24 protein-coding genes are annotated in these 24,951 nt (G+C 66.2%); 10 read left to right on the top strand and 14 right to left on the bottom strand.

Annotated features, from left to right (window positions below):
• Nucleotides 1-387: 387 nt before the first annotated feature.
• The 3 genes from ACP4XC_RS02310 to ACP4XC_RS02300 all read right to left on the bottom strand — a co-directional run bounded on the left by ACP4XC_RS02310 (nucleotide 388) and on the right by ACP4XC_RS02300 (nucleotide 2,700).
• A complete protein-coding gene (locus ACP4XC_RS02310) occupies nucleotides 388-1,137 on the bottom strand; it encodes a LamB/YcsF family protein (protein WP_427173280.1) in 750 nt (249 codons plus the stop codon).
• Nucleotides 1,121-1,963, bottom strand: coding sequence for a hypothetical protein (locus tag ACP4XC_RS02305; protein ID WP_427173279.1), 843 nt, complete (start codon nucleotides 1,961-1,963; stop codon nucleotides 1,121-1,123). Before ACP4XC_RS02305 ends, ACP4XC_RS02310 begins: the two co-directional genes overlap by 17 nt.
• Before the next feature lie 146 nt (nucleotides 1,964-2,109).
• Complete coding sequence (locus ACP4XC_RS02300; protein WP_427173278.1) at nucleotides 2,110-2,700, bottom strand: hypothetical protein; 591 nt, start codon at nucleotides 2,698-2,700, stop codon at nucleotides 2,110-2,112.
• 255 nt (nucleotides 2,701-2,955) lie between these two features.
• On the opposite strand from ACP4XC_RS02300, the gene ACP4XC_RS02295 reads away from it, so the two are divergent.
• Nucleotides 2,956-3,405, top strand: a complete 450-nt coding sequence (locus ACP4XC_RS02295) for a transferase (protein ID WP_427173277.1) — start codon at nucleotides 2,956-2,958, stop codon at nucleotides 3,403-3,405.
• 4 nt (nucleotides 3,406-3,409) lie between these two features.
• Here ACP4XC_RS02295 and ACP4XC_RS02290 read toward each other — a convergent pair whose 3' ends face one another.
• The 8 genes from ACP4XC_RS02290 to ACP4XC_RS02255 all read right to left on the bottom strand — a co-directional run bounded on the left by ACP4XC_RS02290 (nucleotide 3,410) and on the right by ACP4XC_RS02255 (nucleotide 12,267).
• Nucleotides 3,410-3,808 (bottom strand): hypothetical protein, encoded by a 399-nt coding sequence (locus ACP4XC_RS02290; RefSeq protein WP_427173276.1) that lies wholly within the window; start codon nucleotides 3,806-3,808, stop codon nucleotides 3,410-3,412.
• Between the two features lie 162 nt (nucleotides 3,809-3,970).
• The gene (locus ACP4XC_RS02285) at nucleotides 3,971-4,618 is read right to left on the bottom strand and encodes a hypothetical protein (RefSeq protein ID WP_427173275.1); all 648 of its coding nucleotides are present in this window, start codon (nucleotides 4,616-4,618) and stop codon (nucleotides 3,971-3,973) included.
• Nucleotides 4,619-4,685: 67 nt separating this feature from the next.
• Nucleotides 4,686-5,816, bottom strand: coding sequence for an AI-2E family transporter (locus ACP4XC_RS02280; protein WP_427173274.1), 1,131 nt, complete (start codon nucleotides 5,814-5,816; stop codon nucleotides 4,686-4,688).
• Between the two features lie 112 nt (nucleotides 5,817-5,928).
• Nucleotides 5,929-8,289 carry a glycoside hydrolase family 65 protein gene (locus ACP4XC_RS02275; RefSeq protein WP_427173273.1) on the bottom strand — a complete coding sequence of 787 codons (2,361 nt, stop codon included), beginning with the start codon at nucleotides 8,287-8,289 and terminating at the stop codon, nucleotides 5,929-5,931.
• 57 nt (nucleotides 8,290-8,346) lie between these two features.
• Entirely contained in the window at nucleotides 8,347-9,105 is a 759-nt protein-coding gene (locus tag ACP4XC_RS02270) for an HAD family hydrolase (RefSeq protein WP_427173272.1), read from the bottom strand.
• Nucleotides 9,106-9,185: 80 nt separating this feature from the next.
• Entirely contained in the window at nucleotides 9,186-10,214 is a 1,029-nt protein-coding gene (locus tag ACP4XC_RS02265) for a LacI family DNA-binding transcriptional regulator (protein WP_427173271.1), read from the bottom strand.
• 147 nt (nucleotides 10,215-10,361) lie between these two features.
• The gene (locus ACP4XC_RS02260; protein WP_427173270.1) at nucleotides 10,362-10,979 is read right to left on the bottom strand and encodes an alpha/beta hydrolase; all 618 of its coding nucleotides are present in this window, start codon (nucleotides 10,977-10,979) and stop codon (nucleotides 10,362-10,364) included.
• Nucleotides 10,980-11,046: 67 nt separating this feature from the next.
• Nucleotides 11,047-12,267 (bottom strand): beta-ketoacyl-[acyl-carrier-protein] synthase family protein, encoded by a 1,221-nt coding sequence (locus tag ACP4XC_RS02255; RefSeq protein WP_427173269.1) that lies wholly within the window; start codon nucleotides 12,265-12,267, stop codon nucleotides 11,047-11,049.
• Nucleotides 12,268-12,615: 348 nt separating this feature from the next.
• Between ACP4XC_RS02255 and ACP4XC_RS02250 the strand changes: the two genes are divergently transcribed.
• From ACP4XC_RS02250 to ACP4XC_RS02220, 7 genes are all read left to right on the top strand, one after another.
• Entirely contained in the window at nucleotides 12,616-12,873 is a 258-nt protein-coding gene (locus ACP4XC_RS02250) for a DUF6458 family protein (RefSeq protein ID WP_427173268.1), read from the top strand.
• A gap of 246 nt (nucleotides 12,874-13,119) precedes the next feature.
• The gene (locus tag ACP4XC_RS02245) at nucleotides 13,120-13,929 is read left to right on the top strand and encodes a DeoR/GlpR family DNA-binding transcription regulator (protein ID WP_427173267.1); all 810 of its coding nucleotides are present in this window, start codon (nucleotides 13,120-13,122) and stop codon (nucleotides 13,927-13,929) included.
• Complete coding sequence (locus ACP4XC_RS02240; RefSeq protein ID WP_427173266.1) at nucleotides 13,926-14,912, top strand: 1-phosphofructokinase family hexose kinase; 987 nt, start codon at nucleotides 13,926-13,928, stop codon at nucleotides 14,910-14,912. Before ACP4XC_RS02245 ends, ACP4XC_RS02240 begins: the two co-directional genes overlap by 4 nt.
• A 2-nt stretch (nucleotides 14,913-14,914) precedes the next feature.
• Complete coding sequence (locus ACP4XC_RS02235) at nucleotides 14,915-16,972, top strand: PTS fructose transporter subunit IIABC (RefSeq protein WP_427173265.1); 2,058 nt, start codon at nucleotides 14,915-14,917, stop codon at nucleotides 16,970-16,972.
• A gap of 72 nt (nucleotides 16,973-17,044) precedes the next feature.
• Nucleotides 17,045-17,323, top strand: a complete 279-nt coding sequence (locus tag ACP4XC_RS02230) for an HPr family phosphocarrier protein (protein WP_427173264.1) — start codon at nucleotides 17,045-17,047, stop codon at nucleotides 17,321-17,323.
• A 255-nt stretch (nucleotides 17,324-17,578) separates the two neighbouring features.
• Complete coding sequence (locus ACP4XC_RS02225; RefSeq protein ID WP_427173263.1) at nucleotides 17,579-18,184, top strand: SRPBCC family protein; 606 nt, start codon at nucleotides 17,579-17,581, stop codon at nucleotides 18,182-18,184.
• Nucleotides 18,185-18,186: 2 nt separating this feature from the next.
• Nucleotides 18,187-18,453: a DUF7218 family protein gene (locus ACP4XC_RS02220; RefSeq protein WP_427173262.1), complete on the top strand. Its 267-nt coding sequence runs from the start codon at nucleotides 18,187-18,189 to the stop codon at nucleotides 18,451-18,453.
• An 83-nt stretch (nucleotides 18,454-18,536) separates the two neighbouring features.
• Here the strand turns inward: ACP4XC_RS02220 and ACP4XC_RS02215 are convergent, their stop codons facing one another.
• Complete coding sequence (locus tag ACP4XC_RS02215) at nucleotides 18,537-19,604, bottom strand: Ku protein (protein ID WP_427173261.1); 1,068 nt, start codon at nucleotides 19,602-19,604, stop codon at nucleotides 18,537-18,539.
• Between the two features lie 40 nt (nucleotides 19,605-19,644).
• Between ACP4XC_RS02215 and ACP4XC_RS02210 the strand changes: the two genes are divergently transcribed.
• Entirely contained in the window at nucleotides 19,645-22,056 is a 2,412-nt protein-coding gene (locus ACP4XC_RS02210) for an ATP-dependent DNA ligase (protein WP_427173260.1), read from the top strand.
• A 152-nt stretch (nucleotides 22,057-22,208) separates the two neighbouring features.
• Here ACP4XC_RS02210 and ACP4XC_RS02205 read toward each other — a convergent pair whose 3' ends face one another.
• On the bottom strand, nucleotides 22,209-22,466 hold the full coding sequence (locus ACP4XC_RS02205; protein WP_427173259.1) for a hypothetical protein: 258 nt from the start codon (nucleotides 22,464-22,466) through the stop codon (nucleotides 22,209-22,211).
• A 74-nt stretch (nucleotides 22,467-22,540) separates the two neighbouring features.
• Nucleotides 22,541-22,822 (bottom strand): hypothetical protein, encoded by a 282-nt coding sequence (locus tag ACP4XC_RS02200; RefSeq protein ID WP_427173258.1) that lies wholly within the window; start codon nucleotides 22,820-22,822, stop codon nucleotides 22,541-22,543.
• 461 nt (nucleotides 22,823-23,283) lie between these two features.
• On the opposite strand from ACP4XC_RS02200, the gene ACP4XC_RS02195 reads away from it, so the two are divergent.
• Nucleotides 23,284-24,861 carry an MFS transporter gene (locus ACP4XC_RS02195; RefSeq protein ID WP_427173257.1) on the top strand — a complete coding sequence of 526 codons (1,578 nt, stop codon included), beginning with the start codon at nucleotides 23,284-23,286 and terminating at the stop codon, nucleotides 24,859-24,861.
• Nucleotides 24,862-24,951 lie beyond the last annotated feature (90 nt).

Raw genomic sequence — 24,951 nt, 5'->3', positions numbered from 1 at the left:
ATTGGGGCGGATCAGCAGGAGGAACAGAAGCGTGGACAGCACTCCAGCACCCGGGCTCGCGGCTCCGCACCCGCCTTCGCCATGGCATCCGGTGGATGACTGGAAAATGCTTGAGGGCCGGGACGTCGAGATCTTCTGTCGCGATCGCATGGTTGATAAGGGCACCGTCGAATCCGTCACAGCCGACGGTCGGATCCTCTGCTTACCCTGGACGGCGCCACTTTGCGCCGCCTCATCGAAAAACTGCCGGGAACCCACGTCCGGCACAGGGCCCGGGGCCGGGCCACCCACCAAGCGCGAACGGACACTTAAGCCCCGCCCACAGTGGCCCCAAGTGTCCGTTCGCGCCTCAGGGGTGGCCCCAAGTGTCCGTTCGCGTCTGAGGGGTCAGGCGAACGGGGCGAGTTCCACCCCTGCGTCCTGCAGCGCCGTCCGCACGGCCGCGGCCATCTCCACGGAGCCGGGAGCGTCACCGTGCAGGCACAGTGAGTGGGGTTGGAGGTGGAGCACCGTGCCGTCAATTGCTTCCACCTCGCCCTTGAGCGCCAGCCGGACGGCACGGCCGGTAACCTCGTCTATGTCATGCAGCTGAGCACCCTCTTGGGAGCTTGGCACCAGGGTGCCGTCCGGCAGGTAGGCGCGGTCCGCAAAGGCTTCGTGGAAGACCGGGTGTCCGGCTTCGGCGGCGAAGGCCAGCAGCGCTGACCCCGGGAGCCCCAGCACAGGCAGTCCGGGATCGTAGGCCTGGATTGCCGAGACGACCGCCGAGGCCTGCTCCTCGTCACGCACCGTTCGTTCGTACAGTGCGCCGTGGGCTTTCACGTAGTCCACCGAGGCGCCCACTGCGTGAGCCACCCCGTCCAGGGCGCCCAGCTGGTAGAGCACCGATCCGAAGAGGTCATCGAAGCTCATGTCCAGTGAGCGGAGGCCAAAACCGGCCAGGTCCGGGTAGCCAATATGGGCGCCCACCCGGACGTCCAGTTCGTAGGCGGCCCGGCAGGTGTCCAGCATGGTCACAGGATCCCCCGCATGCATTCCGCAGGCCACGCTGGCACTGGTAATGAGAGGGAACATCGCTGCGTCCTCGCCCATGGTCCAGGAGCCGAAGGACTCCCCCAAATCAGCGTTCAGATCCAATGAATCCGCCTTTCAGCGACGTTTGTCCGGCCGCGGCTGGCGCCCCGGGGGTACTGCCGGCGGCAGCCGGTCCAGCCAGGAGTTCACCCGGAATGGTGTCCGGCATGGGCCCAAATGCCTCCTTGGCGTTCGCCACGACGGCGCGCCCCATCACCCGGTTGCCCACGCCACCCACGACCGCTCCGACGCCGAAGGGCAGCGCCCTGCCGAGCAACGCCGTTCCCTGCCGCTGCAGCAGATTGCGCAGGAAGGCCCGCTGGATGCGCTCCCGCACCGAGCCAAACCCCGGAAACGAAGTCTTGCGGGCGAAGGCCGATCCCCAGGCGTCCGCCGGCCCCTTGCTGCGGCCTGCGGCCTGGCCGCTGAGCGCGCTGAGCATTTCCGTCCCTTCCTCACCGAGCATGATGGCCATGATGAGGGTGCTGGCTTTCTCGGGATCCACCATCCGGACGCCGTGAAGTTCGGCCAGGGATGTTGCGTACAGGGCCGTGGCTTCGAGGAAGCCCACGGTGGCTGCGGCGGAAAGGCCAAGCGCCGCCATGGTGCCCACCCCGGGAATAACTGCCGAGCCGCCCACCAGGGCGCCCCCACTGGTGACGGCGGCCAGATAGTCCCGTTCCATCTTGTCGGCAAGCTGCGCGGCCGTGGCGCGGGGGTGCTTGCGCTGGAGCCGTCGAATGTTGGCCAGGACCAAAGGCCGCTGGACGTCAACCGCCCGCAGAAGCATGTTGTGGATTCCTGGTTTTGGCTTGCCTTGGGCATCGAATACCGCTTTGTGGGCGGTCCTTTGGGCAATCTTCATCGCGGGGTTCCTTCGCATGGCCATCAACACCTCTCTAGGGAACGGGAAGAGCCGGTAGTCCGCTGCCCGGCCCGGGCAGCTCGCGGCCGCCTTCTGCCCTTAACACTAGGCCACGCAGTATGTGCCGGGCAGTGAGGCGCGAAGTCACCCTCGCATCCGGGGGCGCGCCGCTACATGACCCAGGATTCCGCCACGGCCAGGTAGGCCGACGACTGTGGCCCCCGCGGCCCGGGGTACACGGTGGGCGCACCGGGCCACTCCACTCCGAATTCGGAGAGCCGGCCGGTGCTGCATGGCAGGTACACGTTGTTCAGGGACGCGCTGCTTGTGCCGAGCTGAAAGTCCGGTGCTGCGAATTGCCGGCGGTCCAGGACTCCGCTGATTTCCATCTCAGCCTTGCGGCCCACGGCGCGGAAACCGCGCTCGGGATGCAGGTCGACGTCGAACTCGTCATGGGTGTGGATGATTCCGGTCAGCGGAAACCGCGCGGCCTCCGGAAAGTGGCAGGCGAGCTCCGTGGCCAGCGTTGCCGCAAAGAATTCGCTGGCTCCGTAAGTGCGCCAGCCCTTACGGGTGGCAATCAGCAGGGCATGCCCCGTTCCCCATCGGGACCAATCGGCCATCCAAAATGAGGCAAAGCAGCTGGCCGGCTCGCCAGGGACGTGCACACCGTGGCGGTCCACCGGATGCAGGGCCAGACCCGGGTTTGTGCCGATGAATGCCATGCTGCGTCGCCAGGTGCCGGCGGGATTGGTCCCCATGACCCGAGCCTAGCCGGGCGAAAGGGTTAGGGGACGATGGCGCGGCCGGGTGTCAGTGGCAGCGGCTTGATCTGGGCGGCGCCGGGGCGCGCGCGGCAACGGGTTTCCGCGTGTTAGTCCGGGTGGGTTAAAACAACCAGTTCGGAACGCGCCGCCCGCTGCTCCGGGCGGAGTCCGGGGAGGCCGGCAGGAATCTATTCCCGCTTGCAGACGTTGAGTTTTTAATGCGTAAAGTGCGCAGGAATAAGGAATGGGATGAGCAGGAAGATCGAAGTCGTGGAAAACGACGACGGCGTGGTCACCAGGTACAGCCGGCACGCTAACGGCGGTGGACTCGTAGCGAGAGGTGCCACCGTGGATGAGAGTTCCTTTGTAGGCGCGGCGACCTATGTCGAGGCGGATGCCCACATCGGCGGCGGCTGCAGGATCGGTCAGGGGTGCTGGGTGGATCGGGCTGCCCTGATTGGCGAGCTGGCTGTCATCGGAGACGACGTGCACGTGGGCCCGGGGGCCGTGCTGGGCAGCAACGTCCGGGTGGGTGCGCACTCACGCATCGGCGCTGGAGCGCGGGTTGGCGAAGGGGCACGCCTGCACGGCGACACTCTGGTGCCCGACGGCGCTTTTGTGGCCTCCGGGGCAAGGGCGTCCCGCGGCGCTTCCACACGCCGCCAGACGCGCCCAAGCCATCGCAAGATGGCGGCCTGACCGGCTATTCCTCGCCGGTGGACGCCCCGCTGGTGGGCTCTGAGGCCTTGCGCGTGGGCTCAACAGTTCCGTCGGCCCCGTAGTCGCCTTCCGTGTACCGGCCGATTTCGTTCTCGGCGCTCCGCCCCGGGGCCGTGCCCGCGCCGTCGTAGTCTCCCTTCACGAAGCGGCCCGACTCCGCGGCGTGGCTGCCGAGCGGTTCGGGGAGGTCCCCCTCGGTGCCGGCCGCGCCGTAATCACCTTCGGTGTACTGGCCTTCCGTATCGTCCGCGTGGCGGCCGCTTTCGGTCCCCGCGGTCCCATAGTTACCTTCGACATACCGGCCGCGGAGTTCCTTTTCTTCAGGCTTTTCCCTGCCGGCGGCCTCATCCGCAGGTACCTCGAATCCGCTGCTGTCAGCCATGATCGTGCCTTTCCCTGAGCACTGCCTGCGCCCCGCCAAAGGGCGCATTTAAAGTCTAGCGAGGCCCAACTTGCCGCGACAGGGCAGTCGGCCCCGCAAGGCGGTCCCCTTCGACGCCGCCAGGTCCGTCGCGGTGGAGTACGGGGATGGCCCTGCCCCGGGTCAGGCTATTTCGAAGCTTGTGACACGGGCTGCGACGCTCCAGCCCGAATTCCCGTAGCCCTCCGCCCGCTCCGGCTCGGCGATCATGTACAGGGTGCCCGCCCCGTGCAGATAGGCCTCCTCCGCCAGCGCGGCCAGTAGCGCCGGCTCGTATGCCTCCCGGTGCTCCTCGCTATCGGCCTGGATCCCCGCGATCACGGCCGCGGCGTCACCGATGCTGATCCGGCCGCTGCAGACCGGGTGGTCAAAGAGGGAGATCTCGACGACGTCGTACGTGTCCATGGGTGCCGACGCCACTTGTGCCTCGTCCGGCAGGGACGCAACCTGGGCGATCTCGGCCGTCGGAGCCGACAGAAGCAGCCGGTCCGCCAGTTCCCCCATGCCGTTCTGCCGCGCGAAGTCGGCGATTCCCTGGGCATCGTCGCCCACCAGCGTCAGCCGTGATCCAGGGCCTGCCGCACCCGCGGCGGCCATCCCGGCGCCCTCGGATCCTGGCCACGGCAGAACATACTCCGCGCCGCCCTGCGCTGGACTTAGTGCTGGATCCGCAGCAATGACAACCGCGGAACCGTCAATGCTTGCTGCGAGGCCCTGAACCCGGGCCCACAAAGGCGCCCACTCGAAGATCTGGTCGCTGTTCTCGGACATGCACGGCTCTCCTTATTGAGGGGCGTCGCCGCCCGTGTGGTGACATGGTTGTTTCCGCGCCGGGCGGTCAGACTGCCGCGCCTTCGCTCTCGTCGACGGCGTCAGTTTCGGCATCATCCCGACCGGACAAGGTCTTGATAACCGTCCAGGACACGGCCGTCAGCGGCACAGCCAGAAGCGCGCCGACGATGCCGGCCAGCATCGTTCCAGCGGCCAGGGCCAGCAGGATGGCCAAACCGTGAATGCTCAGTACCCGGCCCATCAAAACGGGTTGGAGGAAGTGGTGCTCAAGCTGGTTCGCCCCGATCAGGACCGCGAGGACTATAAGGGCGGTCACCGGTCCGTTGGAGATCAGGGCGACGGCCACGGCCACGGTTCCCGCCGCGGTGGCGCCGACGATCGGGATGAATCCGCCGATGAAGACGAACACAGCGAGCGGCAGCGCAAGAGGCACACCAAGGATCAGCAGGGCGATGCCAACAATAAGCGCGTCGGAAGCCGCGATAAGCGCGGTCCCGCGCACGTAGCCACCGAGGACGACGGTGCTGCGGTTGGCGGCCAGGTCCGCCTTGCCGCGGTGGTTGGCCGGCAGGAATCCGATGAGGAAGGCCCGGATTTTCTCGCCGTCCTTCAGGAAGAAAAACAGGATGACTGCCATCAGGACAATGCCCGCAAGGATCTCCGCCGCCGTCCTGACCCCGGTGAGTGCCTCGGCTCCGAAGGCACTGCTGGTGAAGAACTTCTCGACAGAGTCGCGCGTGGCGTTGATCTGTTCATCGCTTACCTGGAACGGGCCGTTATTGAGGAAGCCGTGCAGCTGGTCCACGCCGGCCACCGCTCGGACCGACAGCTCCTTCCACTGGGACCGGACCAGGAACACCACGCCCGTCACCACGCCGCCGAACACCGCAAGGATCGCCAGGAAGGATGCCACAACAGCCAAGGCGCGTGGCCACGCGTGGCCGGTCAGCCACCGGACCAGGGGTGAGATGGCGGCGGCGAGAATCACGGCGATCACCACCGGGATAACCACCAGCGGGACGCGGGTCAGGGCCCAGAGGATCACCCAGGCCAGGGCAATCACCGCGAGCGTCTGCACGGAGCGGATGCTGGCGCGGCCAAGTCCGTCGGTCCAGAGGGCGGCGAGGCCCGGGCGGGACGCGCCGGGAGCGCCGCCCGCAGGCGTTGTTTCTGGCATGATGGCCATCCCTTCAATTCACCTTCAATTCAGGAGTGCTGACGGTACTTCACGGACTCCATCGAGCTAAGGGTAGACCAGTAAGCGCCTGCGGCCGGCCACCCCGGTCCGGCTAAGCGTGGGCCCGCACGATCGGGATCGACGCTGTTGGTGGTCCGCTGGGAAAGACGGTGGGCTCCGGGCTATCGACCGGCTTCAGTTCCACGCGCAGGGTCCCGGCGCCAACCGTGTAGAGCTTCCCGCGCACGCTGACGTCGAGTGCCTCGCCCTCCCGGAGGGTCAGGGCGAGGAATTCCTGCTCGAGTTCCACGAACAGCAGGCGCCCCTGCATCTTGAGATGGAAGGACAGGCTTCCCCATCCGGCAGGCAGCCGGGGATCGAAGAAGGGCACGGCGCCTTGGTCCCGGAGGCCTGCGAACCCACTGACCAGCGAGCTCCACACGCCGCCGGCGGAGGCGATATGCACGCCGTCGATCGTGTTTCCGTGGGTGTCATCGAGGTCGATGTACAGCGCGTGGGTGAAGTGGTCCAGCGCGGCCTGGCCGTAGCCCACCTCCGCCGCCATGATCCCCTGGACACAGGCGGACAGGGTGGAGTCGCCAGTGGTGATGGGATCGTAGAAGTCGAAGGCGCGGCGCTTTTCCTCGACCGTGAAGTCCTGCCACTGGAGGAACATGGCCAGCACGGTGTCGGCCTGCTTCAACACCTGGTGACGGTAGATCACCAGCGGGTGGAAGTTCAGCAGGAGCGGGTACTTGGACCGGGGAGTGGTCCAGTCCCATGGCTCAAGGGTCATGAAGTCGTTGTCCTGCGAGTACACCTGCAGGTCCTCGTCAAAGGGCAGCTGCATACGGTTGGCGGCCTGCTCCCAGAGTTGGCGCTCGGCGTCTTCGATCCCCGGATGGTCCAGGGCGGCCGCGGCCCGCAGGTTGAAGCGCGCCATCACGTTTGTGTAGAGGTTGTCGTTGACAACGGCGGTGTACTCATCCGGTCCCGTGACACCGTGGATGTGGAACTGCCCGTCCTTGCCGAAGAAGCCCAGCGAGGCCCACATCCGGGCGGTCTCAATGAGCAGCTCGGCTCCCATCCCGGCCTTGAACCCCGCGTCGCCGCTGGCCCAGATGTACCGGTTGGTGGCGAAGGCGATGGCAGCGGCGATGTGGAACTGCGCGGTCCCGGCGGCATAGTAGGCGCTGGCTTCGAGCCCGTTGATGGTGCGCCATGGGAACAGCGCCCCGTCCACGCTCAGCTCCTTGGCCCTGACCTTGGCGTCCGGCAGCATTTCGTGGCGGAACTCCAGGACCTGGCGGGCGTTCCCGGGGTTGGAGTACGTCAGGTACGGCAGCAGGTACACCTCCTGGTCCCAGAAGTAGTGGCCCTCGTATCCGGAGCCGCTCACGCCCTTGGCCGGGATGCCGGCCACGTTGGCGCAGGCCGTGGCCTGGGCGAGCTGGAAAAGGTTCCAACGGATGGCCTGCTGCAGTTCGGGCTGTCCGCCCAGCACGATGTCGGTGGTGGCCCAGTAGTCCCGGTAGTGTGCCTCACTCTCGGCGAAAATCTCGCCGACAGTCCTGAGGCCCTCTTCGGCGGCTTCGGAGGGGTCCTGAGGTGTTCCACCGCCGCCGGCACCCTCGCGGAAGGCCCGGCCCATGGCATAGCTGACGCTCTTTTCCAGCAAAAACGGCTGGTCCGCGCCCACGGCCAGGACGTAGCGGACGCTGCTGTCGTCCTGGTCCACCAAGGTATCGAACGGCTGTACCTCGGCGGAGGTCCAGTGATCTACTGCGAGGCCCACACGCTGCCGGGATTCCGCGGCTTCCCACGACAGGCGCAAGGAACCGTCGCCGCCGTCGAGCCTGACCGGCAGCAGCACCCGTCCCGCGTGGCGGCCGGCGCGGCGCGGGTCGTGCTCCGAATGGTCCTCCACGGCCTGGTCCTGGCGGTTGATGACCGACGACGTGACGTCGGCCGAGACGTCGCGGTCCGCTGCGAGTTCCAGCGAGATGCCCATGGAGCCGCGTGTCTGGAAGCCGACGGCGCGGCGCTCGGTGGTGGTCACGGTGGCGCCGGACCGGCATTGCCAGGAGATCCGGCATTCATAGATGCCCGTCGCGAAATCCACGGAGCGCCGGTAATCCAGCACGGTGGATTCGCTCAGGCTCAGCGTCTCGCCGTCGATGATCACCGTGAAGTTGTTGACGTCCGGAATGTAGAGGATCCGCTGGCCGGTCCGGGCGAAACCGAAGGCGTTCTCGGCGTGCTTGATGTCCCAGATTTCGTGGAACCCGTTGATGAAGCTGCCCGGAAGATCGGAGTCGGCCGCCGCCCAGTGGGCGCCCCTGATGCCCAGGTGGCCGTTGCCCAGGGCGAAGAGGGTTTCCAGCGTGCCGGCGTCGCCGGCAACGTGGACAGTCTCCACCAGCTTCCACGGGTCGTTGGGGAAGCGCGCGCGGTCCGAAGTGATGAGTGCCATGGCTCTTGGGGTTCCTTTGGCGTTGATACAGGTGGGGAGGAATGCTGAAAAAGGGTGCTAGAGAAGTTCGTCGAGGTCGTTGACCACCAGCGTGGCGCCGGCGTCCAGCAGGGTTTGCCGGCCGGCTCCCCTGTCCACGCCGATCACGGAATGGAAGGTGCCGGCATGGCCGGCCTGCACACCGGACACTGCGTCCTCCACCACAACGCACTCCTCTGTGGGCAGGTCCAGCAGTTGCGCCGCGTACTCATAGGTGGCCGGGCTCGGCTTGCCGGGGAGCCCCTCAGCGGCCGCGACGACGCCGTCAACCACCACGGGGAAATGCCCCGACAGTCCTGCTGCCAGCAGCACGGCGGGGGCGTTCCGGGAGGAGGAGACGACGGCGAGCTTGAGTCCCTGGGCCTGGACGGCCGCAATGAAACGCACCGAGCCCTCGTAGGCCTCCACCCCGGACGCCACGATGTCGTTGAAGACCTTGTTCTTCCGGTTGCCCAGTCCATGGACGGTGTTATGGGCCGGGTCGTCATCCAGCGGGCCTTCGGGCAGCACGATGTTGCGGGAGGCCAGGAAGTCCCGGACGCCGTCGAACCGGGGCTTGCCGTCGATGTGGTCGAAGTAGTCGCTTTCGCGGTAGCCGGCCGCCTCGGGAACATCCTGCAGGTAACCGTCGAAGAGCTGCTGCCATGCGCGCTCGTGCACAATCGCGGTGGGCGTCAGGACGCCGTCGAGGTCAAAGAGGATGGCCGAAGCGTCCGCCCAGCCGCTGGTGGACTGGGTGGTGCTGGCGCTCCTGGTGCTGCTGGACAGATCAGTCATTCGGTATTCGGTGTCCCTTCAGACGATGGCAGGTAAATACGTGGGGGCGGCGCGGGGCAATGCGGTGTTGGGACTGCCTGTCAGCGGCGACGGCGTGTGCTCTTGCGCTCAATCAATTTGGTGTCCAGCTCGTGGTGGGAGGGGGCGTTCAGATGCCCCGGACGCTGGAGTCCCTCAATCAGCAGATTGGCTGCAAAAGCGCCCTGATCGGCCACGGGCTGGGCCATGGTGGTTAGTCCCAGGAACCAGCTCATCTGATGATCGTCTATTCCTATGATGGACACGTTTTTGGGTGCTGACAAACCGAGGTCCCGCAATGCCATCAGCGCGCCGAATGCAGTCTCGTCGCAGCCGGCGAAGACTGCGGACGGCATCCGCCGGTTTTCGATGAGTTCGGTCATGGCCCGGCGTCCACCCTCGATACTGGAGCCTGCGTCCATGACCAGGTCCGGATCCACGATGAGATGCTGCTCTGCCAATGCCCGCTCGAACCCCCTGTGGCGGTCGCGGCCGGTGGTCACAGACCCTTCCTCCGGGCTCCGGTCGGCGAGAATCGCCAGGTCCCAGTGGCCCAGGCCCAACAGATGGCTGGTGGCCCTCCAGGCTGCGTCCTCGTTGTCGATACCGACGTTGTCCCACGGGACGTTGCGCATCCCCACGCTCGCGACGGCCAGCCCTGAGCCCGCCAGTGCGGCGATTTCCGCTGCGCTGAGGGCGATGTTGAGGAGCAGCACTCCGTCAACCCGCTGCGAGAGTCCGGCCAGGTCCCCGAAGAGCCGTCGCTGGACGCTGGCCTTGTTCCGGAGGCTGATGAGCACGGTGTCATAGCCGCTGTCCGCGAAGACTTCCTCCGCGGCTTCGACGGCCTGGGCGAAGAACCAGGCCGTGGCGGTGGGCGCGATGATGGCGACGGCTCCTGTGCTGCCGCCGGCAAGCCGGGAGGCGGCCGACGAGGCCTTGTAGCCGAGCTTCGTGGCGGCGTCGGCTACTTTCTGCTGGGCGGCTTCCGAGACGTTGGGAAGCTGGCGCAGCGCACGCGAAACGGTGCAGATGGACAGCCCGGACAGTGCGGCGACGTCCTGGATGGTAACGCGCGGTGCCTTAGCCATGCGACACGGGCTCAGCCCTTTCTTCGTCCTGAAGCAGCGGGCCTGAAACATGGCCGAAGAAGAGTGTAAGCGCTTACAAATTTGGCGCGCAACTGGTTTTTCTCCGCGGCGGAATTTTGATGGCCCTCACAGCCCCGTGGAGCTGCCTCAGCGCAGGACGTAATGGCGCAGGAAGGCGCTGACGTCCACCATTTCGGTCTTGGACATGGCGTGGCCCAAGCCGGGGTAGGTACGGGCGGTCAGCTGGGTGTTTCTGTTCAGCCACTTCGCCGTGTGCTCGATGGCCTCGTCATTGATGACCAGGTCCGCCTTGTCCCGGCCCCAGAAAAACGGCGGCCGGCTATCGAAGGATTCGCTCATGGCCAGCAATTCGTTGTCCAGGACAAACCCTGAAAGCCCGACGACGGCCCGGAAGTCGTGCGGCCGCAGCCGCAGCAGCGTGCTGGCCATGGCCATTCCCTGCGAGAAACCCAGCAGGCTGACGCTTGAGTGCTGCGCCTTGACGGAGTTGATCCACTCGAACACCGAGTTGGTGGCCGAAATGACATCCGCGAAGTCGTGGGTCAGGAAATAGTCCAGCAGGAACCAGCCATAGTGATCGCCAATGACTTTGGGCGCACGGAGGGCGGCGCAGGTGAATTCCGGCGGCAGGCAGCCAAACAGGTTCACCATCCGGGCCTCGTCCGTGCCGTAGCCGTGCATCATCACGAGCAGCGGAGTGCCGGCTCGTTCGTCTTCCGGCTTGGACCATTCGACTGTTCCCACCGGCACAGCCTAACGTTCCCGCTGCTGACCGCGCCGGACCTGCCTGCACCGCCACGGCCTTCCACAGCTACGGCGCGGTGATCACCAGGGAAGCGCTGTGGCCGCCAAAGCCGAACGCATTGGCGATGCCGGCCTTGGCCGTGAGCGCCCCGGTGGTAGCCGAAACGATATTGAGGTTGATGGCAGGGTCAAGGTTGTCCAGGTTCACCGTGCCGGGCACAGCCCCGGTCCGGAGGGCCTGGATGGTGACGATCGCGCCGAGGGCGCCGGCACCACCCAGCAGATGTCCCGTGAGCGACTTCGTGGAGGTGACGGGAACCTGATACCCCACGACGGCGCCGATCGCCTCGGCTTCCATTCGGTCACCCACCGGGGTGGAGGTGGCGTGGGCATGCACGAAGCCGATGTCCTGCCCGGTGAGCCCGGCGGCGGCGATGGCCTTCTGCAGCACGCGCCGCTGCATTGCCGGGTCCGCCGCGACAATGTCGACGGCGTCGGATGTGACGGCGCTGCCGGCGATGACCCCCAGGATATCCGCGCCCCGGGCACGCGCATGGTCTTCGCGTTCAAGGACCACGATGCCGGCGCCCTCACCCATCACAAAGCCGTCGCGGTCCCGGTCGAACGGGCGGGAGGCGCCCTGCGGGTCCTCGTTCCGGGTGGACAGGGCCCGGATCTGGGCGAAGCCGCTGATGGTCAGGCCGTTGATGCAGGAATCGACTCCGCCGGCGATCACCACGTCCGCGGCTCCGGTCCTGATCATCTCGGCGGCTTGGGAGATGGCTTCGGCGCCGGAGGCGCAGGCGCTCACCGGGGTGCGGGCTCCGCCCCGGGCGCCCACGTCGATGGAAACCCAGGCCGAGGGGCCGTTGGTCATGATCCGGGTGAGTGTGTGCGGGGATACCCGGCGCGGGCCCCTCGCATCCAGCGTCCGGGTCTGCTCCAGCGTGGTGTCCAGGCCGCCGTACCCCGAGCCGATCGCCACGGCGAGACGCTCGGGATCGGCGTCCGGCCGGCCCGCCTGGGCCCAGGCCTCACGGGAGGCGATCAGGGCAAGGTGTCCGCACCGGTCCATCCTCTTGAACTCGAGGGTGGAGAGCAGCGGGGCCACGTCTGTGGTGACGCGCGCGGCCATACGAACGGGCAAGGCCTCGGCCCATTCGGCCTCCAGCCGCGTAATCCCGGATTTTCCGGCGAGCAGCGCTGCCCAGGTCTCAGCGGCAGTGGCACCCACCGGGGTCACCGCGCCCAGCCCGGTAACCACAACGGCCGGGGAAACTTCAGACATGGATAACCGTGCTCCTGTAGGTATATGGATGATGCGCTCAGCGGCCGCGAGGCCGGGTCCCCCGGATTCCCCACCCCAAGGGTACGTGGGTGGGCACCGCTGGCGCCCCGGTATTACTTCATCCCCCGGTATTGCTTCATCCATAGTCCTCTCCGTCGGCAATGTGCCCCATCGGCGGTTCGCTTCCCCAGCAATCCGGCGGCGACCTACCTGTGGATGGCCCCGGAATTCCCGCCGCGGCGCACTGCCCGGTTCATTGAATCGGAGGAGGACGGGCTGTAGCGTGTCGCTAGACAGCATGCTGATCAAGTTTTTGCCCGCACGTCCCCGGACAGCTAGGAGCAAGTCATGAGAATCGGTTCCTCCATTTTTCTTATCGCCATTGGTGCCATCCTGGCGTGGGCCATAACCCCTGGCCTGATCCCCTACGTGGACCAAACCCTGATCGGCTACATCCTGATGGCCGTAGGAGTGATCGGATTGGTCGCTTCGCTGATCCTGGCTTCGCCGGGCCGCACCCGGCGCGTGAGCGAAACCCGTTCAGTGGTGGATCCGAACACGGGCGAGCGCATTGTGCGCAACGAAAGCCGGGACGGCACGCTGTAACCATGCGCCGCTGGTCGATGACATCCAGCAAACTGATACCCCGCAAGCCGGGTCGGACCATCCCGGTCCGGCCCGGCTTGCTGCTTCTGAGGCTTCGACCGGAAAGGGGGCAATCTTTGATCATGTTGTTTTCATTGACAAACCAACATGATCAAAGATAAAGTCAAACAATTCCACATCATGTGATGGCAGTCACGGGATGCCATTCACCTGAAGGACCCGCAGTAGTTACGCAATGGAGGGTAAGTGTTCGCCGAAGAGCGCCAACAGCTGATCGCAGGTCTCGTCGCAGCAAGCGGCCGCGCCAGCGTGACGGCCCTTGCCGAGCGCTTCAGCATCACCACCGAGACCGTCCGCCGCGACCTTGCCGCCCTTGAGTCCGCCGGTTCCGTCCGCCGGGTGCACGGCGGGGCCGTGGCACCGGACCGCTTCAGCACCACCGAGGAAAGCATCCTCGAACGCACCGTCCAGCGGCAGCCGGAAAAGCTGCGCATCGCCGAGGCCGCACTGGCGTTCATTCCCGAAGGGCCGTTCGGCAGCATTCTGGTCGACGCAGGCTCCACCACCGAGGCCCTGGCGGACCTCCTCGCGCTGCGACTTTCCGATCCTTCAGCCAGCGGCGCGTCCTCACCCGAAAACGAACTGGTGGTCATCACCCACGCCGTACCCATCGCAGCGAAACTCGCGGCGGAGCCCGGCATCGCCCTCCACATCCTGGGCGGCAGGGTCCGCGGACTCACCCAGGCCGCCGTGGGCCAGTCCACCGTGGACGCGGCACACCGGATCCGTCCGGACATCGCCTTTGTCGGCGCCAATGGAGTCCATGCCACGTTCGGCCTCAGCACTCCCGATCCTGAAGAAGCCGCCGTCAAGGCTGCCTTCGTCCAATCGGCACGCCGCATTGTGGTGCTGGCCGATTCGTCCAAGCTGGATGCGGAAACGCTGGTCCAGTTCGCCTCCCTGAAAGATCTGGACACCTTGATTACAGACAGTGACCCCAGCCCCGAACTTGCCGCAGCGCTTGCTGATGCCGGCGTGGATGTGGTGATCGCGTGATAGTCACCCTCACGGCCAACCCCAGCCTCGACCGTACGGTAGCCCTACCCTCGCCGCTGCTGCGCGGGGAAGTGCAGCGCGCGGTCTCCGTGAGCCAGGAGTCCGGCGGCAAGGGAGTCAACGTCTCCCGCGCCCTGGTGGCCTCCGGCCTTGAAACCGTGGCGGTCCTGCCCGGTGGCGACTCCGATCCGGTGCTGGCCGGGCTGCGCGCGGTCGGCGTCCCTTTCGCCGCCCTCCCCATCGATGCGCCGCTGCGCACCAACGTGGCGCTGACCGAGCCCGGCGGCGTGACCACCAAGATCAACGAACCCGGCCCGGAGCTGAGCGAAGACCAGCAGGAAGCCCTGATCGGGCTGCTGATGGAATGCTCCCGCGGCGCCAGCTGGGTTGTCCTCGCCGGCTCACTTCCACCCGGAGTACCAGCCGACTTCTACGCCACCGTTACCCGGCGGCTCCGCTCCATGCACGACGGCGGCACTCCTCCGCACATTGCCGTCGACTCCTCCGGTGAACCCCTGGTCGCTGCGGTTTCGGGCGATGCGTCGGGCAAGCCGGACCTCCTTAAACCCAACGCCGAGGAACTGGCGGAACTGGCTGCCGCAGCCGGGTTCGCCACGGCGTCCACCGCTAGCGAACTTGAAGCGGATCCGGCGGCTGCCGCGGCAGCCGCCGCCGCCGTCGTGCGTTCCGGTGTGGGTGCCGTGCTGGCAACGCTCGGCTCCAAAGGTGCGGTACTTGTGACGGCCGACGGCGCGTGGCTCGCCACGCATCCGCCGGTCAACGCGGTCAGTACGGTCGGCGCCGGCGATTCGTCGCTTGCCGGCTACCTGCTCGCCTCGAGCCAGGGCGCCGCCCCGGTCGATTGCCTCCGTCAGGCTGTGGCTCACGGTGCCGCCGCCGCTTCCCTGCCGGGCTCCACAGTTCCGGCAGTCCACCAAACCACCCCCGATGCCGTAACCATCACGGCCCTCTCGAAGGATTGACAGTGACTCAGCTCATCACCACCGACCTGGTCGAGCTCGACCAGAACCTGGGCAATTCGCCCGAGGACGTGATCCGTCACCTGGCCAGCAAGGTTGCTGCCAACGGACGCGCCACCGAATCAGAAGGGTTGTTCGCGGACGCCTTCGCCCGCGAACAGAAGACCGCCACCGGCGTTCCCGGCGGCATCGCCATCCCACACTGCCGTTCCACCGCGGTGACCGAAGCCACCCTCGCCATGGCCCGGCTTTCCCAGCCTGTGGACTTCGGCGCCAAGGACGGCCCGGCGGACCTGATCTTCTTCATCGCGGCCCCCGAAGGCGCGGACCAGGCTCACCTGACGCTCCTGTCCAGGCTGGCCCGCTCGCTCATCAAAAAGGACTTCACGGCCGCGCTGCGCGCCGCCACCTCGCAGGCGGAAATCGTTGAGCTTGTCGAGGGCGCCCTCGCCGACAAGCCGGCAGCGCACGCCGCCGAAGCCCCAGCCAGCGCCGCGGCCAGCGCCACCGCAACAACTTCCGCTTCAGCGCCTGCCAGCAAGGGCCCCAAGCGCCTTGTCGCCGTGACCGCGTGCCCCACCGGCATCGCGCACACCTATATGGCCGCCGATTCCCTCGTCGCCGCAGCCCGGGAAGTCGGGGTGGACCTCCAGGTCGAGACCCAGGGTTCCTCCGGTGCCAAGCCGCTGGATCCCGCGGTCATCGCCGCTGCCGACGCCGTGATCTTCGCCGTGGATGTGGACGTCCGCGGCAAGGAACGCTTCGCCGGAAAGCCGGTCATCAACGCCCCGGTCAAGCGCGGCATCGACGAACCGGAGAAGATGGTCCAGGAGGCCCTCGCCGCGGCCGACAACCCGAACGCCCGCCGCGTGCCGCACTTCGGCGCCGAAGAGCAGGCTGAGGCCGAGGCCATGGAAAAGGGCGAGCACATCGGCCAAAAGCTGAAGAAAGCCCTGCTCACCGGCGTCAGCTACATGATCCCGTTCGTGGCGGGTGGCGGCCTGCTGATAGCACTCGGCTTCCTCATGGGCGGCTACCTGATCACCAAGTACGCGGATGCGATCGTGGTGGACAACAGCATCTTCAACCTGCCCACCCAGTTCCCGGACAATGCCTGGGGCCCGCTCGGCGCCTACGTCGGCGCGGTGCTCTTCAAGATCGGCGCACTGTCCCTCGGGTTCCTGGTCCCGGCCCTGGCCGGCTACATCGCCTACGGCATCGCTGACCGTCCGGGTATCGCACCGGGCTTCGTGGCCGGCGCGGTTGCAGGGTTCATGGGCGCCGGCTTCCTCGGCGGCATCGTCGGCGGCCTGCTCGCCGGCTACATCGCCCACTCAATCGGCAGGATCAACGTGGCCCGCTGGCTGCGCGGCCTGATGCCCGTGGTCATCATTCCGCTGCTCGCCTCCCTTGTGGCCTCCGGCCTGATGTTCCTGATCCTCGGCGCACCTATCGTCGCCATCAGCAAGGGCCTGAACGGCTGGCTGTCGGGCCTCACCGGTGCCAGCGCCATCGCCCTCGGCGTGATCCTCGGCCTCATGATGTGCTTCGATCTCGGCGGCCCGGTCAACAAGGTTGCTTACTCCTTCGCCGTCGCCGGCCTCGGCGCCGCAAGCATGGACAACCAGGCCCCGTGGCAGATCATGGCCGCCGTGATGGCATCCGGCATGGTTCCCCCGCTGGCCATGGCACTTGCCTCGACGGTCCTGGACAAGCAGCGGTTCAGCCTGGCCGAGCGTGAAAACGGCAAGGCCGCGTGGCTGCTGGGAGCCTCCTTCATCTCCGAAGGCGCCATCCCGTTCGCCGCCGCCGACCCGCTCCGCGTCATCCCGGCCAGCATGCTGGGCGGAGCCGTCACCGGCGCCATGTCCATGGCATTCGGCGTCGGGTCCAAGGCCCCGCACGGCGGATTCTTCGTCTTCTTCGCGATCGACAACTTCCTGATGTTCTTTGTCTCCATCGCGGTGGGAGCGGTGGTGTCGGCCTTCGCCGTGATCGCTCTCAAGCGCTGGGCAGTCAAGAAGTCCGTTGATACGGTGGAAGCGGTTCCCGTCACCGTCTGATCCGGTCTCTCTTTCCGACAGGCCTGCAAAGTCCAGGCCTGAAATTCCAATCCTGAAACTCAAGGAGCAGAAATGTACGAACGCACCGCCACCATCGCCAGCCGCGTAGGGCTCCACGCCCGCCCGGCCGCCATCTTTGCCGAAGCAGCAGGCGAATACCCGCATGACATCACCATCGCCCGGCAGGGCGAGCCGGCCGACGAGGCCATGGACGCCGCCAGCATCCTGTCCCTCATGAGCCTGGGCGCGTCGCACGGCGACGTGGTGGTGCTGCGGGCTGACGGTGATGGTGCGGACACTGCGCTGGACCGCCTGGTGCAGATCCTGGAGACGGATCACGACGCCGAATAGGACCCGCACAACCGGCATTCAGTGGCCGGCCTTCCCGCACACGGACGCCTTCCGGGCATACCGCGCAGGAGGGCCGGCCACAGGTCTTTAACCCGCTGCTCAGCATCGGTTGCCCCCTCTTCCCGCCCCGCGATAAGCAGCCTTAGTAAATTCCTTGTGTTTGCCAAGGGCCCCGGTTAGCGTTGAAAACGTGGCGTCCCGCCGTTCACCAGAGCGTTTACCGGGCGCCGGCCCAGGCTGAAGGAGGATGAGACAGTGACTACTTTGCAGGAAAGCATCGAGGTGGATGTTCCAGTCTCGACGGCGTACAACCAGTGGACCCAGTTTGAATCATTCCCGCACTTCATGAAGGGCGTGGAGTCCGTGGAACAGATCGACGAAACGTCCCTCCATTTCCGGACTGACATCGCCGGAGTGAAGCGCGAGTACAACGCCCAAATCACCGACCAGCTCCCGGACCGGCGGATCGCGTGGGTCAGCACGGACAAGCCACGCAACGCCGGCGCCGTGTCCTTCGAAGCCCTCGGCCCAGAGCAGACCAGGGTCAGCGTGTCCCTGGAATGGGAGCCCGAGGGCCTGGTGGAGAAGACCGGCTCCGCCGTGGGCGCCGACAGCCACCAGGTCACCGCGGACCTGAAGCGGTTCAAGGAGTTCATCGAATCCCGGGGGATTGAAACCGGCGCCTGGCGGTCCAGCGTGAGCCGCGGCGAGGTGGAAAGCACCGAGGAAGAAGCCGGGTTCGCCGCGCAAGCCCCCGCCCTTCACACCGGCTCCGCCCCGCACCTTCCCACGCCGTCGCCGCAACGGCCTGCCGGCGTCGACCCTCTCCTTGACGATTCCGACCCCACGAATCCGAGCTAGCCATGCCTGAGAAAGAGAATCCAAGCCTCAAGGATCCGGAGCTCTACGAGGAACTGCGGAAGGACGGGGCGTCCAAGCAGAAAGCCGCCCGCATTTCCAATGCCGCGGCCAAGCAGGGCCGCTCGGAAGTGGGCCGCAAGGGCGGGAAGTCCGGCGACTACGACGACTGGACCGTGCCCCAGCTCAAGCAACGCGCCAAGGAAATCGGGCTCAAGGGATATTCCGGCAAAAAGAAAAGCGAACTCATTTCCGCGCTGAGAAACTCCTGATCGCGGCCTCTATGGACGCTGCCAGCCCGGCTTCTGCTTACTGGTCAACCGTGTCCTGTTCGGCCGTGCCCTGTTCAGCCGGGTCAGGCACCCTTCCGCCGGTTCTTGGCCGGTTCGCTGGCCGCGGTTGTCTTCGCGTCGGAGGCGTTGGCAGGAGTCTTCCGGGCGGGCGAGGCCTTGGCCCGGGTTGTCTTGGCAGCGGAGGTCTTCGCCGCGGACGTCCCCGCGGAAGTCTTACCGGCAGTGGTCTTGGCGGCGGGAGTCTTGGCAGCCGTGGTCTTGGCGGCGGCACGCCTCGCCGGCGCCTTAGCGGCGGGCGTCGCCTCGTCCTCTTCCGCCGCCCCACGGGAGCCTGCCGCGCCGCCGCCCCGCTTCTTCTCGATGCTGCGCTTGAGGGCCTCCATCAGGTCGATCACCTCGCCGGTGCCGGCCTGGGCCGCCTCCGCGCCGAAGGTCTTCTCCGTGTCCAGCGACTCCCCCTCCTCCAGCTTCGCCTCAATAAGCTTGCGCAGCTGCACCTGGTACTCGTCCGTGAACTGCTCAGGCTCGAAATCCCCGGCCATGGAATCCACCAGCGCGGCGGACATTTCCCGTTCCTGCGCGGAGATGCGGACGGGTGTCTCCAGTGCCGGGAAGCTGGCTTCCCGCACTTCGTCCGCCCACAGGAGGGACTGCAGGACCAGCACATCATTGCGGATCCGAAGGGCGCCCAGGCGGGTCTTCTCACGCAGGGCGAACTGGACAACGGCCACGCGGTCGGTGTCTTCCAGGGCCCGGCGCAAAAGGACGTACGCCTTGGGCGACTTCGAGTCGGGTTCGAGGTAGTAGCTCCGCTCGAACATGATGGGATCCAGCTGCTCGGACGGAACAAACTGGACCACTTCGATCTCGTGGCTGCTTTCCGCCGGGATGGACTTGAGCTCGTCACGGGTGAGGATCACCGTCCGGCCGTCCTCTTCATAGGCCTTCTCGATGTCCACATAGTCCACCACGTCCCCGCATACCTCGCAGCGCCGCTGGTAGCGGATCCGGCCGCCGTCGGCATTGTGCACTTGGTGAAGGGCAATGTCGTGGTCCTCCGTGGCGCTGTAGACCTTGACCGGCACGTTGACCAGCCCGAACGCGATAGCGCCTTTCCAGATGGCTCTCATGGATCAAGTGAACCTCACCGCAGCCCGGAGGTGAAGCCCTTTGGCAGGCAGTAGGCAGCTCGTGCGTGTTGCCGGCCGTGAACTGACCGTCACCAACCTGGATAAAGTGATGTACCCGGAGACGGGCACCACCAAGGCCGACGTCCTGGCCTATTACGCGGCCGTGGCTCCCGTGCTGATCCCCGCGGCGGCCAACCGGCCAGCCACACGGAAGCGCTGGGTCAATGGCGTGGGCACCGCTGAGGCCCCTGGACAAGTTTTTTTCCAGAAGAACCTGGACGGCTCCACTCCTGGTTGGATTCCGCGCGCTTCGATCCGGCACAAGGACCGCACCAATCAATACCCCCTGGTCAACGACGCCGCCACGCTGACCTGGCTGGCGCAGATGGGTTCGTTGGAGATCCATGTGCCGCAGTGGCGCGTGGACTCACACGGGGACGCCATGTTTCCCGACCGGATGGTGCTCGACCTGGACCCCGGCGAAGGCGCGGGCCTGGCCGAATGCGTGGAGGTGGCAAAACTCGCCCGGCTCATCCTGGCGGACGTGGGCCTGGACCCCGTTCCGGTCACCAGCGGAAGCAAGGGCATCCATCTTTACGCGCGGCTCGACGGCACCCAGAGCTCGGAACAGATCTCCGAGTTCGCCCACGAGTTGGCGCGCGCGCTCGAAGCGGACCACCCTGACTTGGCCGTCAGCGACATGAAGAAGGCCCTCCGCACGGGCAAGGTGCTGGTGGACTGGAGCCAGAACAGCGCGGCCAAAACCACCATTGTCCCCTACTCGCTCCGAGGGCGGCTGCGGCCCACCGTTGCCGCCCCTCGGACCTGGCGGGAGCTGGCCTCCCCCGCGCTGAAGCAGCTGGACTATCGGGAAGTGATGCGGCGCGTCCAGGGCGGGAAAGATCCCTTCGCCCCGATCTCCGGCGGCAGCGGAGACTCCAAACTGGAAAAGTACCGGTCCAAACGGGATCCGGAAGCAACCCCGGAACCGTTCACCGCCGAGCATCACCTCGCGGACTCCAGTAGGGGCGTCCTCAGGGAAAAGTTCGTCATCCAGGAGCACCACGCCAGCCGGCTGCACTACGACTTCCGGCTCGAACGTGATGGCGTACTGGTGTCCTGGGCGCTTCCCAAAGGTGTCCCGACGTCGGGTAAACAGAACCACCTGGCCGTCCAGACGGAGGACCACCCGATGGACTACGCCGACTTTGAAGGCACCATCCCGAAAGGGCAGTACGGGGCCGGGACCGTGAGCATCTGGGATCACGGCACCTACGAATGCGAGAAATGGATCGCCGGCAAGGAAGTCATCGCCACCCTGACGGGCGCGGAGGACGGCGGCCTTGGCGGAACGAGGAGGTTTGCGCTGATCCACACCGGGCAGGGCCGTGATCAGTGGCTCATCCACCTGATGGACGCTCCCGCTTCCAACAAAGCAACTGCCCCCGCTCCCGCGCATGATGCGGCCGCCCGGAATGCCGACCGGAAACCGGTGTCCGGCTTCGTGCCCATGCTCTCCAGCGCCGGGACCACCACCGACGTCCGCGAGAACGGCTGGCAGTTTGAACTCAAGTGGGACGGCGTGCGGGCAATAATCGTCGGCGATTCCCGCACAATCCGGCTCATCAGCCGCAATGGCAACGACATGTCCGCCAGCTACCCGGAGCTCACGGACCGCGGTTGCTGGCCCCGGCAGAGTTTCATCGCCGACGGCGAGATCATCGCCGTCGGCCGGTCCGGACGGCCGGACTTCGGGCTGCTGCAGGGGCGCATGAAGCTGACCAAGCCTGCCGACGTGCGGAAAGCGCGGGCCGCCACCCCGGTGCGGTTGATGGTTTTCGACCTGTTGTCCGACGATGGGGAGGACCTTCGCAATAAGCCGCTGCGCGAGCGCCGGGCCCGTTTGGAGCGCCTGAGTTGGCCGCCCGGGTGTCCTGTTCAGCTGTCCGAGGTGCTCGACCACGACGTGGGGCACATTATCGAAAGCGCCAAGGAAATGGGCCTCGAAGGGATCATGGCCAAACGCGTCGACAGCCGCTACGTGAGCGGGCAGCGCAGCCGGCTCTGGCTCAAGCTCAAGTTCGAACGCACCCAGGAGGTGGTGGTGGGCGGCTGGCGCCCCGGCAAGGGTGGGCGGCAGAACTCCGTGGGATCGCTGCTGGTGGGGATCCCCAACGGGTCAAAGCTGCAGTACGTGGGCCGCGTGGGCAGCGGCTTCAGCGACCGTGAACTCAAAGAGCTCCGCCAGCGGATGGATGCCATGGCCCGGAAGACATCGCCTTTCGGGGAGGTACCTGCCGCCGACGCTTCCGATGCCCATTGGGTGAGCCCGGGGCTGGTGGGCGAGGTCACCTTTGGAGAATGGACGGACGCCGGGAAACTGCGGCATCCCGTGTGGCGGGGCTGGCGGCTGGACAAGAATCCCCAGGAAGTAGTGCGCGAGTCGGAGTGACCGGGTGCTCCTGAGCCACGGGCGGTACCGGTCATGGATCCTGGCCGGTGAACCCGCAGGACGGCCCGGCAGTCGCCCGAATCGGGAGCCGCCGGGCCGCACCCTGCGGTGTTGACTTGTTGACTGGTATTGAGCTGGCTCGAAGGGGTGCGTCAGGAGGAGTGCGGCATGTCCGGCCGCCCGGTCCGATGAACGGCGACCGGCGCTGCCTCATGTCCCACCCGCCCGTGGTCCGTGGCACGCTCCTTTGGGTGGCGGTGTTTCCCGCTGCCATCCGGCCATTGCTGGCCGGCGCCGGCAGCCGGAATTTCGGGGCGGTGAGTCTCCGGAGGAGGCACCTCGTCCATGGACTCAGCCAAGTGGGAAACTATCTCGGGTTCGAGGTTCCCCCGGTGTTGGTGTTCAGGCATGCTGCTGGTCCTTTCCTCGTTGAAATGAAGCATCCACCAATACTGGTTATGCGGCAGCTGCTGCTCGCCCGGCCCTACCAGCGCACCTTCTTCTGCGCGGGCCCCTGTTTTCCGCTGGCGTGCGTCGGCTTGTGGCTGTGCCCCACGCTTTGCGATGCTGCGCCCCCGCGGGATTTGCTGGCCAGCATCTGCTTCTGGGCTTCGGTCAGCTTGGCTTTGACGCCCTGGCCGGCGCCCCCGGCCTCTGTCTCCGGGGTCTCTGGGGTTTGGGGGCTATGCGCAGTCTCCGGGTCTTCCGGCGTCCCGGCGCCCGGGGTGGTCCGTCCGGTTTTTTTAGCCTGATCTTTGTCGCTCATGCCTGGCGTCTCCTCGTGGGTGGAACTGGTGAATCCGGCGGGCCATCACCGGAACGGATACTCGCACGCGGCCGGATCGGCTACCCAAGAATCAGTGTTCCCATGGCACAACCTTAGACAGTGACTCGAGTAGTTGGGAACCCCGTATTTTGCCCGTCACGCGGGGCCGGGGACGGGCGCTTCGCGCGCCGTCGAGGCGGCCGAAAGGGCACCAAACCCACCGGTTTGGGCCTCATCGTCAAAAAGCTTTGGCAGCTACACAAGCGGGACCCCAAATCCCAGCAATGGCGCGGTCAATCCGCGCAAAAGAATTTCAGCGTTCAGCCGATAGGAGGTGCCGAATCGCACGATCATACGGCACCAAACTCGGAAACACCATGATCTTCGCGTAAAATTGAAGGCCTGCCCAGAGCGGGGCAGCTATAAGTCGCAAGCAAATGACCTCCCTAGGAGTCGCCCAAATGCCCATTGACCGAAGCACCACCGACTCTCCAGCAGGCGTTTACAACGCCAGCGGAACGAACCAGATGGCACCCCAGGGTGTAAGGAAACCGAAGTTACTAGCGCGTCGTCGACTCAAAGAGTCGGACGTGAATGTGGTTGACCAGCCCATGCTCAAAAAAGCCCTCGGCGGGACCATCGTGGGTAACACCATGGAGTGGTATGACGTGGGTGTCTTCGGTTACCTGATCACCACCATGGGCCCGGTATTCCTGCCCGAGGCGGATCCCTCGACGCAGAGCCTGTTCCTGCTCGGAACGTTCGCCGCCACGTTCATTGCGCGTCCCCTCGGCGGCGTGATCTTTGGCTGGCTGGGCGACAAGGTGGGCCGCCAGAAGGTCCTCGCTACCACGCTGATGATCATGGCGGCCAGCACGTTCGCCGTCGGCCTGCTGCCCGGCTACGCCCAGATCGGCATCTGGGCTGCCGTCCTCCTGGTGCTCCTGAAGGTCGTCCAGGGCTTCTCAACGGGCGGAGAATACGCCGGTGCCACGACGTTCGTGAGCGAATATGCTCCGGACCGGCGCCGCGGTTTCTTCGCCAGCTTCCTGGATATGGGAAGCTACCTCGGCTTTGCCTTGGGCGCCGCACTGGTGTCCGTATTGCAGCTGACCATCGGTCAGGGTGCCATGGAAGAGTGGGGCTGGAGGATTCCATTCCTGATTGCCGGCCCGCTAGGCCTGATCGCCGTGTACTTCCGGAGCAAGATCGAGGAATCCCCGCAGTTCCAGGCCACCCTGGACGCCCAGGAGGACCTGAACAAGGACGCCGCCAAGGCCGACGTTGTGGCTTCGAAGGGCCCGGTTGGCATTGTGAAGGCGTACTGGCGTTCACTCATCGTGGCCATGATCCTGGTGGCCGCGGCCAACACGGCAGGCTACGCCCTTACCTCATACATGCCCACCTACCTCACCGAATCCAAGGGCTACGACGAACTGCACGGCACCCTGCTCACTATCCCGGTCCTGGTGATCATGAGCCTGTGCATCCCGCTGACCGGCAAGCTTTCCGACCGGATCGGCCGCCGTCCTGTGCTGTGGATCGGCGCAATCAGCACCGTTGTCCTGTCAACCCCGGCGTTTATGCTGATCGGCGTGGGCGAGATCTGGTCCACGCTCCTCGGGCTGAGCCTCATCGCCTTCCCGGTGACGTTCTACGTGGCCAACCTCGCGTCGGCACTCCCGGCCCAGTTCCCCACCGCCAGCCGTTACGGCGCGATGGGCATCGCGTACAACTTCGCCGTAGCCATCTTCGGCGGTACAACGCCGTTCATCGTGGCGGCACTGATCAAGGCCACCGGCAACGACATGATGCCGGCGTACTACCTGATGGCCACCTCGGCGATCGGCGCAGTGGCCATCTACTTCCTGAAGGAATCAGCCCAGCGCCCGCTGCCGGGCTCGATGCCCAGCGTGGATACCCAGGCTGAAGCCCGCGAGCTTGTGGCCACCCAGGATGAAAACCCGCTGATCGATTTGGACGAAATGCCGTTCGAGACGCAGGACACCAACGCGGACAAGGTTCCGGCTCCGGCCTGAGCCGTATGACGGTGCCCGCGGTCTTATGACGGTGGGCACCGCACGCGCTTCACGCTTCTGGCAGACTGGGCACCGGGAAAATAGTGGAGG

Source organism: Arthrobacter sp. 92 (assembly GCF_050260325.1).
Taxonomy (GTDB): Bacteria; Actinomycetota; Actinomycetes; order Actinomycetales; family Micrococcaceae; genus Arthrobacter.
Note: the sequence above shows the minus strand (reverse complement) of the source record. Positions and strands in the feature narration are given on the sequence as shown.